This is a genomic window from Klebsiella sp. YJ (genome assembly GCF_002108615.1).
In the GTDB taxonomy this organism is placed as follows: domain Bacteria; phylum Pseudomonadota; class Gammaproteobacteria; order Enterobacterales; family Enterobacteriaceae; genus Klebsiella; species Klebsiella planticola.
In genome coordinates, this window is record NZ_MTEG01000035.1 from 39,137 (window position 1) to 51,118 (window position 11,982).

Here is an 11,982-nt window from a genome sequence, read left to right on the forward strand (position 1 = left end):
TATCCTTTGCGCGTTTCCCGCCGCGCAGATCCGGTTTCTGGCTAAGTAGGAAGCAAGGATTATCACATGCCTGTATTAGGCTCCAGAGCGTGAAAAGGCGCACAATGTGGCCTTCTTAGTACAGGAGAACATGGCAATGACAGACCAGAACAATGAAGCTCGCGATATGTGGGCCGAAGCGTTGAGTTTAATGTTTAAAGGCGATCACCAGGAAGAATTGTTCCGGATTTCAGATGATGAGATTGATGCCCTGGAGGGGTTGTCTCCGGACAGATGGCCAACGGCAGGACAGACAGACATTAACTGGGATCTGTCTGTTCCGGGGCGCAGACATTCGATTTACCTTCCTGGTCCACGGGTATTGCAGCCTGCTGACTGTGAACAAATTGATCTCAGTTCTCTGGTGCTGGGGAAAGCCTCTTTTGCTGATTTTGACCCGCTTATTAATTCCTTCTTTCGACTGACAGATTCCAGCCTCTGGGTGGAAATTACCAACCCGAAACTCGGAAAGGCCATACTGCATATCGCAAAAGGATGGCCTGTTTCACCGGTCCTGTTATCTGTGCACGAAGATGGTGGATTTCATTTCGGGGACGGGACCCATCGTTATGAGGTACTGAAGCGGTCTGGAACACCTCATTTTTATTTTCTGGCTATGCCGGATGATGTATCTGCCATTAATAAGCAACTTACGTTTCAGTGGATGAGCGACTAACGCTTTGCGTCAGCATGGCATGTCTGGCTATGCGGAAAGCAAGTGGGACGTGCCTCATGTCCTGCTGAAAATGGCAACGGAAGCCGTTCAGCTTTCAGTGTTTTGTGAAGAATCCCCTGCCACAAGGGAGGGGAAAGGTCAGAGGGTACGGATAAAATCGGGACCAATAATGGCAATGATCCGGGTACGGCTGGTCAGGCGGATGATTTTTTGCTATCCGAGCCCCCGCAATAATTTTCTGATCTCTTTACTGCGCCGCACGTTCAGGTCGTGCATCAGCTGTGCCCGTCCGGTGAAACTCAGCAAACCATCGTGCGTGGCCAGTGCCTCGAAACGCAGATGATGACCTTCTGCCAGAAACGCAGCATGCCTTGCAGGACTGAGCCAGCTGAGAGCCTCCAGCATATCTTTCCATGCCCGACGCAACAGCTGCAGGGACGCCTGAAGACCATATACCGGGCGGTTGTAATCCGGCGCACCGGTAACCGGATCTTCCTCCTGGAATTTCCAGACTGCTTCATGGTGCGCCAGGCGGTTACGCAAGTCACGGATACGGGTAAATTTCTTTTCCAGCACGTGACGGGGGGTGCCGGCCGGGGCGCCGGGGAACACCGACGGAAGCAACTGGGGCCACAGGAGCGAGCGGTTCCGCGGTTCATCGTAGTTTTTCGTGAGAAAATTGGTCCAGAAACCAAAGTCCAGACCGGAGATCACCCGCTCTGCCGTCGGCGCCTTGCCCGCAGCACGGATACGTTTTGACACCTTACGGATACAGTCTTCTTCCCAGGCTGTCCGGTCATACACCGGTTTCCCGTGATGCATGAGCTTCTGGCCACGGGCATCGGTTTTGTAGCGCTTGTTCTGGCGTATCCAGGTCTTGTCACCGATATAGCGGGGTAAATCAAAGATCCAGTTGGTATCGGTTCGCCAGTGTCCGGCAGCGCCGGGCAGCCGGGCATGGCGAATACTGTAATCGATGGCGTTACGCAGCGTCACCTCAAGGCAGTGCATCAGCGGCTGCATGGCGGCGGAAACGGCTTTGTTCCAGTTATACCCGCCCAGTTCTTCACCAGGTTTCAGCTTCAGCACGTCAGTGTAAATGTTCAGCCGCCCGGCCGAGATATAGTCTTCCAGCTGCATACAGCCCTCCCGGGCTAAACTGAGGGTCAGGTTGACGGGCGTACCAGTAACTGGTAGATTTATCCCATCAAGGCGCGGATTTCTTCGGACCCGTGCGTTAAAGTTAGTACCGGAAAAGCCATCCCTCGGGGTGGCTTTTCTCGTTTATATCTGTCTCAGATAAGCGACCATTCAAAAGCGTCCATGCGCATTGCCTTTCGCAGTTCATTAATCATTTCCTGAAAAACAGTTTCCGGGAACATATTAAAAAGTGACCGGTGAAGCGCCTGTACCGTCTCTTCATCCCGGGACGCCCCGTTGACCAGCAGTGCGGCATACAGGGAGTTCCCCCTTGCCAGGCTGTCAATCCCTCTCAGCTGTCCGGCGCGGATCTGAAGGTATGGCATCCCCGCGAGCATAATGCGCTGCAAATCATCGTTGTTTTTTATCCCGAGAATACGGCAGAACTCCCGGTGGCCGGCCTGAGTCATCTCCAGATCATAAACATGCTCGCTCAGTACTGTTCCGGCCATCCTCGCCATTTCCTGGTCCATCAGGGCAACCAGTTCACTGGTGCGGATGAAATTGCCGATCAGATCGCCAAATGTTGCCGTCAGAAACTCCTGCACAAAATCACTCTTTGATTTGCCGGCGGCTTTAGCCTGCCGCGTGATAGCTTCATCCACATCAACTGGCACATTACGCACCGTAATGGTGTTAAACAACTCAGAGGGGTCTTTTGATTTGGCATCTTTCATTACGGGCACCCTGTTAACGACTACTGACTGCATTCTGATATCAGCATCTCACACGCGTAAATGTGATGCAATATTTTATATCTGCATTTTTCAGGATGAATTTGATGCATAGGATAAGTTATGATTCCAGCGTCACTCTCTTCATTTTGCACAGATCCGGAAAAAGGCAAAGTCGGATCTCCAGACTGCAGCAGGGCTTTTTTGAAAAAATGCCGGAGATGGAAGCAGCGTAGTAAGCTGATTTAATGATGTAAGAATAAATCTTACATTAAGATATGGAGGGGTTATGGCTCGTACGATGACGGTGGACGTGGGTGATGAGCTGCATGAAAAGCAGGCTGAATCCAGACTTCAGGAACTGCGCGATCTGCTGGCCGAAGGGATCAGCAGCGGCGAGGCGAAACCATGGAACAAGAATGCATTCCTGAGGAATGTCAGGGCCAGGGTGGCAAATGAAAGAGATTGAGCTGACACCCAAAGCAGAAGAGGATCTGGAGGCCATCTGGGACTTCAGCTTCAGACAGATCGGGGTTGTTCAGGCGGATGCATAGATCGGTCGTATAGCTGCAGTATTTGATGTGCTGGCCATGCATGATATCGGCACGCATTGTGCAGAGCTGGGAGACGATATCTGCACACTGCCGGTAGAACCGGCATACGATCTATTTTGTATCATCACATTCTATGGTTACGGTCATTCGTATTCTCAGCCAGTCTCAGGATACGGCGCGACATGCACCCTGGAGATGACCGGGGAACAGGATTCTCAAACAATATAAGTTAATTGTGAGGTCGACATGACCAAAAAAAACATTGTGTATGGACTCTTTCATTATTATTCATTTCGCTTATAAAAAAAACGCTCCCGGACGGGAGCGTAAGCCAGTGACTTCGGCGTCAAATGAGGGTCTGACAAGTGGAGCTGCGGGTTAATTCTGGGTGATCTGGCTGCGATGCTTTTCCGCCTGTTGCTGATGAATAACGGAAGACTGGCCATTATTCGCCTTCTCATGCACAACAGCGGCTTTCTCATGCTCGCTCATTTCGGAAAATGGCTTAGCAGTTTCTTGGGTGTTCTCAGGTTTGGCTTTCATCATTTTTTTATGCATTTCAGCCATGTCCTGATGGGCGGCAGAATTGCCGTTTTGCATCATTTCATGGGACATTGCGGCCTGATCGTGACCGCTCATATCCATCATTTTCATGCTCTCCCCCTGAACTGCACTTTTTTCAGCGGATGATTGCATCTGATGGGCAGGCGCCTGGGCATTATTTACCTGGTCATGCATGTTCATTGTCTCTGCAGCCCAGGCAGATGAAGCGACAGCCATCATGGCAATAAAGGATACAAGGATCTTTTTCATGGTTGGGTCTCCGGTGTTTTCATACCCGAACAATCAATGCTTATAACAGAGAAAGCATTTGATCTCAGGGCTGGTTGATCATCACGCCAGGAACCGGGCGATTGAATTATCACGCTGTCCTGATTTATGGCTGATTATAAAAAACCGCCTCTGTTTATCGCGTGACTGAACGATGACATTTTTGTCACCTTCCGGGTTTCTCCTGAATAACGGTATTAATCCATTAACAGACGCACACTGAACACAATTTCCCGCCCCTGCTGTTCTGCTGACAGCTCGCCGCCGTGAGCATGAATGATCGACCTTGTAATTGATAATCCCAGCCCCGCGCCTTCCGTGTTGTAGAACCTTGATGAGTCTGCGCGATAGAACCGGTCAAACAAACGTTCCAGATTAGCGGGAACCTGGCCGGACATCGTATTCGTAATCATCACGTTCACACAGTCACTGTCACGCTCAAGGTGTATCGCTGTACAGGTGTTATCGGGAGAATACTTGATTGCATTGGAAAGCAGGTTACTGAAAGCACGTCGGAGCATATCGCTGTCTCCGGCAACAACGCCCTCTCCTTCAACCGTGATTGTCTTTCCTGTTTCGTCTGCCAGGGGCTCGAACAACTCACGTAATTCATTCAGTTCGGCTGCCAGATCCACATCATGTTTATCCAGCCGCAGCAGACCATGCTCTGAACGTGCCAGAAAAAGCATGTCACTGGTCATTCGTGACAACCTTTTCAGTTCTTCCAGGTTAGCGAATAAAATTTCGCGGTAATGCGAAACATCCCTTTCCTTAGCCAGTGCAAACTGCGTCTGCATCATCAGATTACTGACTGGTGTGCGCAGCTCATGCGCGATGTCAGACGAGAAATCTGACAGTTTCCGGAATGCCCCCTCCAGGCGATCAAACATATTATTGAACTCCTGCATGGTCTCAGAGATTTCCGGCGGAGCCAGATCGGGATTTAGACGCTGATCCAGGCTGTGTACGGTCATGGAGGAAGCCAGACTGGTCATTTCCCGTAGCGGTTTCAGACCAATACGTGTGGTCAGCCAGCCCAGAATAACAGAAATAAAGACCAGACCGATATTGAACCAGAACAGCCAGGTACTGAGTTTGTCCATAAACAGGGTGTGATACCCAGTATCCGTGGCAACCGTAATGATGACATGTTTGCTTTTACCCTGTTCCGGCGTCACGGCAACCCGCCGCGAGATACTGCGGTACACGGTGTTATTTTCTTCCGTCTGGATCATATAGTCGAGAATATCACCCGACTTATTAAGCAGGACCGCTGGAACAACAGAATTTTTGGCATAGAGTTCAACAATTTTTTCATTTTCCATGTTTTTTATAGAAATGAATAAGCCATTGTGCCCCACCATCGCATCGTTTATTTTTTCTGATAATGACTTAATATCCGTTTTGTTCCTGAACGTCTCTGTTTTAAGAAACTCTTCGGTGAGCTGAAGTTTACCTGTCAGAAAATCGCGGTCCTGATTATCGAAATAGCCATTCAGGGTGCTAATCAGGATAAAACTTGATAACCACCATACCGTAAGCATCACCGCAGAAAAAATCAGGCTCAGGCGTGTGGTCAGGGAAATTTTGAACCTCACTCTTCTCTGATCTCCAGGACATATCCGGCACCGCGAACGGTATGGATCAGTTTTGGCTCAAAGTCATCATCAATTTTACTTCTCAGACGTCTCACGGCGACATCAATCACATTCGTATCACTGTCAAAATTCATGTTCCAGACCAGGGACGAGATAAGACTCCTGGGTAACACTTCTCCGGTGCGTTGCAGCAGCAACTCAAGCAGAACGTATTCTTTACCGGTGAGATGGATCTTCTTCCCCGAACGGATCACGGTCCGGCGCACCATATCAACGGTCATATCGGCGATGGTGCAGACTGTTGCGGCCTGCGAGCGTGCCCGGCGCAGTAGGGTTCTTACACGTGCAACCAGCTCCGTAAAATCAAAGGGCTTAATCAGGTAGTCATCTGCGCCAAGCTCCAGTCCTTTCACTTTGTCCCGCACGTTGTCCTTTGCGGTTAAAAACAGGACCGGTTCTTCGTGCCCGGACTCCCTCAGTGCGCTGATGATTTGCCACCCGTCGAGGAAAGGCAGCATCACGTCCAGTATTATCAAATCATACTGTCCCTTCGACGCGGCCCCGAGACCATCGCGGCCATTATTAAAGAGATCGGCCTGATAGCCTTCCTCAACCAGTCCCTGCTGCAGGTAACGACCTGTTTTTTGTTCGTCTTCAACGATTAAAATACGCTGCATGGTCAACTCGCTGATATGAAAGTAAAAATCTCACGCATGAGCTTTGGCTGTCCCCTAGCTGATCTGAGACGGAGCAAGCATTCCAAGCCACGCTACGGCGCCCAGAATGATAATCGCAACAACGAATTCTGTCAGGATGCTGTTTCGCATCAGGGCAACGCTGCGATCATAATTCCCTTCCCTGACCATAACTTCAAGCCGGGGACCCAGGTGAAACCGGTTTGCTGCAGCCAGAAGAAGCATCAGAACAAACAGAGCCGTCTTGGCAAGCAATATCCTCCCCCAGGAACTGTTGAATAAGGGAGTTAAGTTACCCTCAGCAATATACAGATAGTTGACCAGCGCACTCAGGATCAGGGCTACAACAATCACCGTTCCTGCCGTGGCAAATTTTGCCAGGGAGTCAGATATCACAATGACGCTCTGTGCATTATGCTCGTTTCTGCGCATCAGCAGGATAGCAAATGCAACCAGAGCACCTGTCCAGGCACCTGCAGCGCCGAGATGGGTCAGATCGCTCAGTAAATGGAGATAGTAATGCAGACCGTCATGCATAACGGCGTGTCCTCCCCAGGCAAGTGTAGCCAGCGCCACGCCCCCACTCATCGTCATCAGCAGGCAGGACAATACTCTCTTATTAGTGTAAAGGAACAAAGCACCGAGTGTGGTAAACAGGGCACAGAGCCTGACAATCCAGCTAATACCCACATCAGTTTCTTCTATCACCATCTCGATAACATGGATGGATAATTCTCTGAGGTCAGTTACTCCACTCATGGCATTAGATACCAGGAGCATATTAATGCCAGTAAGAATGATGCCTGTAACAACAGCAAAGGTTATAAACGACCTGAAATTAGTCAGGTTATAGGTTTCATGTCTGACACCGCTTATTCCATATATCTGAAAAAATGGCAATCCAAATATTACCATCAAATCCAGATAAAGAAGAAAACGAATAACAATCATAATCAGGTCGTTCATAATATTACTTCACTGTAAAGGTGTAATTACCGGTAATAGGGTGCGTATCTGAAGAAACCGCGCGCCAGTCAACACGATAAGTGCCAGCGGGTAAAGGCTCTCGCGGAATAATGACCATCGATTTAGGGTCAGCGCCTGGCGCCACTTTTGCCGCGACCGGCATCGGAGAATGTGATGACATGCCTTTCATACCCGTCATCGTTAATTTTGCACCTGAGAATTTCACGGTCAGATTTTCCGAGAAATTAAGCTGAATCTTTTCCGGGGCCGCTACGGCTGAATCAGCCTGTGGCACAGAGCTTTTTAATTCCGGATGGGCCGTAGCAGAGAAAGCAACGCCCATAACGAGGCCACCTGTAAGAATGGCTTTATTTAAAATCGACATTTTATTTACCTGTTTAGTTGAGTGTTTTATATCAGTGCGTTAAAACCAGATTCTGGCTCCCGCCAGGAATACTACCTGATGGTCTTTCTCACCTTCTCTTTTCGCCATATCGGATGTTTTCCCGTAAAGTTGATTCCAGGAAACGCCTATATAGGGTGCAAACTCACGGCGTATTTCATAGCGCAGCCGGAGCCCCAGCTCTGTGTCAGTCAGTCCCCTGCCGCGACCCCGCGATTCATCATCCTGACTGTAGAAATTCACCTCATAGGATGGCTGGAGTATGAGCCGGTTAGTCAGTAAAACGTCGTATTCTCCTCCCAGACGAAGGGCTGCTTTTCCGCCATTACTGACAAAACCCGTAATTTCAGACTCAAAATTATAGAGTGCCAGCCCCTGAAAACCGACAGCAGCCCATGTCCGGGCAGAAGCAGGTCTGAAATCCTGCCTGACACCCGCAACCAAATCCCACCATGGGCCAACCGCATGTCCCCAGAGTAACTGCGCTTCAGCCGCCTCCGTTTCCCCATTGCTTCGTTCACCTTCACTCTTTAGCCAAATCCGATCTGTGTCGCCTCCAATCCAGCTGTTAACACTCCAGCTGAAATTGTTGGTGTTATCCGACCGTTGCCATTCCAGTTGATCCAGCAGAACCAGATAATTAATCGCACTGTCGTGAATCGCATGCCCCTGTAAATTGCCGAATGCAGCCTTCCGGTCGGCATCGGTAACAGGCGGAATTGGCGTTCTGCTCTCAGTTACAATGGGCTCCATTGACGTCATCTCAGTGAAATTCTCATCTGCTGGCATCTGCATGGCAGACATGTCGTGCCCGGCGTGGGGATCTGCAGAGACGGAGCCCGCCGCAATAGAAAGCTGTGAGGTAAACAAACCGGCGACCAGAACAGGTATGGCCTTCAAATTTCTCTTCATTCGCATCATTCCTCCACCCGGACTTCACGAAACATTCCCATTTCCATGTGATAGAGCAAATGGCAGTGATACGCCCAGCGGCCAAGCGCATCTGCTGTCACTCTGTAACTGCGTTTTGTACCAGGGGGAACATCTATTGTGTGTTTACGAACCATGAAATTACCGTTTTCATCTTCCAGATCGCTCCACATACCATGCAGGTGAATGGGGTGAGTCATCATGGTATCGTTGATCAGCGTGATCCTGAGCCGCTCACCGTATTTCAGCAGCACCGGTGCGGCATCTGAAAACTTGATTCCGTTAAATGACCAGGCAAACTTTTCCATGTGGCCGGTTAAATGCAGTTCTATGGTACGGCCAGGTTCACGTCCGTCAGGATCCTCAAAGCGGCTTTTCAAATCCGCGTACGTGAGAACCTTTCTTCCGTTATTTCGAAGACCAATACCCGGATCATTTAATTTCGGAGAGACGCTCATCGCCTGCATATCAACCAGTGGGTTATCCGTTTCTGACGCAGGATGACTTTGCATACCCGGCATTCCGGCCATCCGGGAATGATCCATACCGGCCATGCTGCTGTGATCCATGGGCGCGGAGGATGTCCCGCTATCCGGAAGGTCAGCACCGTCCATAGACATCATCTCTCCGCTGTTATCCATGCCTCCCATCTGGCTGTGGTCCATTCCTGCCATATCATGTCCCATTCCCCCCATACCCATATCTTCCATGGTCAACAGAGGACGGGGATCGAGGGGGGGAACGGCAGCACTTAACCCCTCTCTCGTGGCCAGTGTCCCTCGAGCGTAACCGGTCCTGTCCATGGATTGTGCGAAGATGGTATAGGCCTCACCCTGAGGCTCCACAATGACATCATAGGTTTCGGCAACGGCAATCCTGAATTCGTCAACGGTAACCGGGTTTACATACTGGCCATCTGCAGCCACGACCGTCATTTTCAGCCCGGGGATACGGATATCGAAATAGGTCATTGCCGAGCCGTTGATAAACCGTAAGCGTATCTTTTCACCGGGACGGAACAGTCCGGTCCAGTTTTTCAGCGGGGCCTGCCCGTTCATGAGATAGGTGTAGGTGTAGCCACTGACATCCGCGAGGTCAGTCGGATTCATTTTCATTTCAGCCCACATTTTCCGATCGGCAATGGTGGCTGACAGCCCCCTGGTATTCACGTCGCGGAAAAAAGAGCCAACGGTTGGTTTATTGAAATTGTAGTAATCCGACTGTTTTTTTAATTTTTTCAGCAGGCTGTGAGGATTTTCATCGGTCCAGTCAGACAACATGACCACATGCTCACGATCGTAAGTAAACGGTTCTGGCTCCCTGGCATCGATGATAATGGCACCGTATACCCCCTCCTGTTCCTGCAGACCGGAATGGCTGTGGTACCAGTAAGTCCCGTTCTGCTTAACCTTAAAGGTGTAAACGTAGGTATCATCAGGCTCTATGCCCATAAAACTCAGCCCCGGAACACCATCCATATTGGCCGGAAGAATAATGCCGTGCCAGTGAATGGACGTCTGTTCATTAAGACGGTTTTTGACCTTCAGGGTAATGGTGTCACCTTCTTTCCAGCGAAGAACGGGCCCCGGCAGGCCTCCATTGATTGTTTTGGCCTGACGCTCACTGCCCGTGATATTGACGGCCGTTTCACCAATGGTCAGGTCAAACTGAGTACCCTGCAGGGATGCGGCAACTGGCAGGCTCAGACTGGAACGCGCATTGAAACTCCATACGCCAAGACTTCCGGCTACGCCAGAGAGGGTTAACCCCTTCAGGAAAGTTCGTCGAGACGTTTTCAACAGCATGCGCATTCCCTTATTTAAAGTATGGTTACTGACAGAATTCGAGAACCGATTTAAATTAAATTACTGGTTCATCCACTTACAATGAAATGAATCTAGCACACCTTAAGAAACAAATTCATTACAATCGTGTAATGTACATAGCTGTATTACATTTACGTCATCTTCCCCACAGGTTGATTATTTTTATATATGATCATAAGGACATCTTTTATGTACCTCAGAAGGTAATTACACATGAATATATTAATCACGACCACTGCGTTTACAGCTTTATTTTGTGGGGCAGCTTTTGCTCAGTCCAGTGATATTGCCCATGAAACACATCGATTTGTTAATAATGCCTCAGCCGTCAGTCATGTGAATTACTCGACGCATGAAAACTTACCGGACAGGGTTAATAAAAACAACACGCCCTCATTCTCTGAAATGAATGAACATGAAAGGGCCATTGTTGCTCATTCATTTATGAACAACAGCGCGTCCTATGCGCATCAGAAAATGATTGAGGAACATAAAAAAATGCTGTCCGGCAGTGATGCAAATTCAAAGACCTCGTCTTCTTCTTTTAACGAACTGAATGCCGGAGAAAAAGCCGCTCTCGTGCATGAGCAGGTCAATAATGCCGGTGCGGAAGCACATCAGACGCAGGCAAGAAAGCTTCGCGGGCTGTATTCGACCAGGTAACTGCAGGCGGGTTAGTGCTTAGCGTCAGGTGCGCAGCAGGGCTTTACTGACGGGTTACGTAGCAGGACATGAGCCCCATATTGCTCTGCCGTAACCTGTTTCAGTCCCGTTAATCATCACCGTCGGGCTGGTCATACAGTTCCCAGAGCTTCAGGAGCAAACGGGAAACAAGATATGTTACAAAAATGACGACCATCAACGGTGCTCCCGATTAACTGACAGATGACACGCCTCCTGAAAACCCCTAGCATACGCCGCAGTGTTCATGCTAACGGCGAATTCCAGTAAATGTATTCTACCGATGTCGTAAAAGAAAATGCCTACCTTTCAGCCACCCGCTCGGGGCTGGAATCGAACGAGATCGCTACTCTTCAGCGCTCCTTGCCTTCCCGGTTTAATCTGCGGCATTTGAAAAAAAATGAATCATTAAAACTCGTACTGCAAAAGAAAGCGGGAAAATCACGTGTCGTGGCCTATAAATTTACGTCCGGTTCATTTAATTACACGGCGTATCGTATATCAGATAAAAAGTTCTATAACCTTTCCGATACTTCCGGGAAAGGCAGTCTCGATTATCCGTTACCGGCCACAGCAAGACTCAGTTCGCCTTTCAATCCTGCAAGACTTAACCCGGTATCGGGAAAAGTGAGTCCCCATAATGGCATTGATTATTCCATGCCCATGAACACGAAAATAGTCAGCGTCATCGACGGAAAAATCACCCGGGCCGAATACAACAGCACCATGGGATATTTTGTTGAAGTAACAGGAAAAGCCGGTGTTAAAACTCGCTATCTCCACCTCAATAAAATACTCGTTACTAAAGGGGCCAGGGTTACCCGGGGAGGCGCTATTGCGTTATCCGGTAACAGCGGACGTTCATCCGGTCCTCATCTGCATTACGAGCTGGTCATCAATAACAATCCT

The 11,982-nt window shown here is 49.4% G+C and carries 14 protein-coding genes and 1 pseudogene; 6 read left to right on the plus strand and 9 right to left on the minus strand.

Annotated elements, in window-relative coordinates:
* Nucleotides 1-130: 130 nt before the first annotated feature.
* Nucleotides 131-715 (plus strand): hypothetical protein, encoded by a 585-nt coding sequence (locus BV390_RS26480; protein WP_223862240.1) that lies wholly within the window; start codon nucleotides 131-133, stop codon nucleotides 713-715.
* Between the two features lie 213 nt (nucleotides 716-928).
* Here BV390_RS26480 and BV390_RS26485 read toward each other — a convergent pair whose 3' ends face one another.
* The gene (locus BV390_RS26485; RefSeq protein ID WP_224373622.1) at nucleotides 929-1,855 is read right to left on the minus strand and encodes an Abi family protein; all 927 of its coding nucleotides are present in this window, start codon (nucleotides 1,853-1,855) and stop codon (nucleotides 929-931) included.
* Nucleotides 1,856-2,010: 155 nt separating this feature from the next.
* Nucleotides 2,011-2,592: a hypothetical protein gene (locus BV390_RS26490; protein WP_073554098.1), complete on the minus strand. Its 582-nt coding sequence runs from the start codon at nucleotides 2,590-2,592 to the stop codon at nucleotides 2,011-2,013.
* A 286-nt stretch (nucleotides 2,593-2,878) separates the two neighbouring features.
* Between BV390_RS26490 and BV390_RS26495 the strand changes: the two genes are divergently transcribed.
* The 3 genes and pseudogenes from BV390_RS26495 (at nucleotide 2,879) to BV390_RS31675 (ending at nucleotide 3,342) form a co-directional block, all read left to right on the plus strand.
* Nucleotides 2,879-3,058 carry a type II toxin-antitoxin system ParD family antitoxin gene (locus tag BV390_RS26495; protein WP_004118349.1) on the plus strand — a complete coding sequence of 60 codons (180 nt, stop codon included), beginning with the start codon at nucleotides 2,879-2,881 and terminating at the stop codon, nucleotides 3,056-3,058.
* Nucleotides 3,024-3,143, plus strand: a complete 120-nt coding sequence (locus BV390_RS26500; protein ID WP_009654306.1) for a type II toxin-antitoxin system RelE/ParE family toxin — start codon at nucleotides 3,024-3,026, stop codon at nucleotides 3,141-3,143. Before BV390_RS26495 ends, BV390_RS26500 begins: the two co-directional genes overlap by 35 nt.
* A gap of 36 nt (nucleotides 3,144-3,179) precedes the next feature.
* Nucleotides 3,180-3,342: pseudogene (locus tag BV390_RS31675) on the plus strand (type II toxin-antitoxin system RelE/ParE family toxin).
* Between the two features lie 179 nt (nucleotides 3,343-3,521).
* Here BV390_RS31675 and BV390_RS26510 read toward each other — a convergent pair.
* From BV390_RS26510 to pcoA, 7 genes are all read right to left on the minus strand, one after another.
* Nucleotides 3,522-3,956, minus strand: coding sequence for a hypothetical protein (locus BV390_RS26510; protein ID WP_004118347.1), 435 nt, complete (start codon nucleotides 3,954-3,956; stop codon nucleotides 3,522-3,524).
* Nucleotides 3,957-4,171: 215 nt separating this feature from the next.
* Nucleotides 4,172-5,572 carry a copper resistance membrane spanning protein PcoS gene (pcoS, locus tag BV390_RS26515; RefSeq protein ID WP_064360950.1) on the minus strand — a complete coding sequence of 467 codons (1,401 nt, stop codon included), beginning with the start codon at nucleotides 5,570-5,572 and terminating at the stop codon, nucleotides 4,172-4,174.
* On the minus strand, nucleotides 5,569-6,249 hold the full coding sequence (gene pcoR, locus BV390_RS26520; RefSeq protein WP_001188930.1) for a copper response regulator transcription factor PcoR: 681 nt from the start codon (nucleotides 6,247-6,249) through the stop codon (nucleotides 5,569-5,571). Before pcoR ends, pcoS begins: the two co-directional genes overlap by 4 nt.
* A gap of 54 nt (nucleotides 6,250-6,303) precedes the next feature.
* On the minus strand, nucleotides 6,304-7,182 hold the full coding sequence (gene pcoD / locus BV390_RS26525; RefSeq protein WP_080821469.1) for a copper resistance inner membrane protein PcoD: 879 nt from the start codon (nucleotides 7,180-7,182) through the stop codon (nucleotides 6,304-6,306).
* A 55-nt stretch (nucleotides 7,183-7,237) separates the two neighbouring features.
* On the minus strand, nucleotides 7,238-7,618 hold the full coding sequence (gene pcoC, locus BV390_RS26530) for a copper resistance system metallochaperone PcoC (protein WP_085397508.1): 381 nt from the start codon (nucleotides 7,616-7,618) through the stop codon (nucleotides 7,238-7,240).
* Between the two features lie 39 nt (nucleotides 7,619-7,657).
* Nucleotides 7,658-8,548 carry a copper resistance outer membrane transporter PcoB gene (gene pcoB / locus BV390_RS26535; RefSeq protein WP_001378118.1) on the minus strand — a complete coding sequence of 297 codons (891 nt, stop codon included), beginning with the start codon at nucleotides 8,546-8,548 and terminating at the stop codon, nucleotides 7,658-7,660.
* 5 nt (nucleotides 8,549-8,553) lie between these two features.
* A complete protein-coding gene (gene pcoA / locus BV390_RS26540; protein ID WP_073554100.1) occupies nucleotides 8,554-10,371 on the minus strand; it encodes a multicopper oxidase PcoA in 1,818 nt (605 codons plus the stop codon).
* Between the two features lie 234 nt (nucleotides 10,372-10,605).
* Here pcoA and BV390_RS26545 point away from each other — a divergent pair, with 234 nt between their 5' ends.
* Nucleotides 10,606-11,055, plus strand: coding sequence for a hypothetical protein (locus BV390_RS26545; protein WP_064360952.1), 450 nt, complete (start codon nucleotides 10,606-10,608; stop codon nucleotides 11,053-11,055).
* A 288-nt stretch (nucleotides 11,056-11,343) separates the two neighbouring features.
* Nucleotides 11,344-11,982: peptidoglycan DD-metalloendopeptidase family protein (locus tag BV390_RS26550; protein ID WP_085397509.1), on the plus strand; the 639-nt coding region annotated here is incomplete at its 3' end.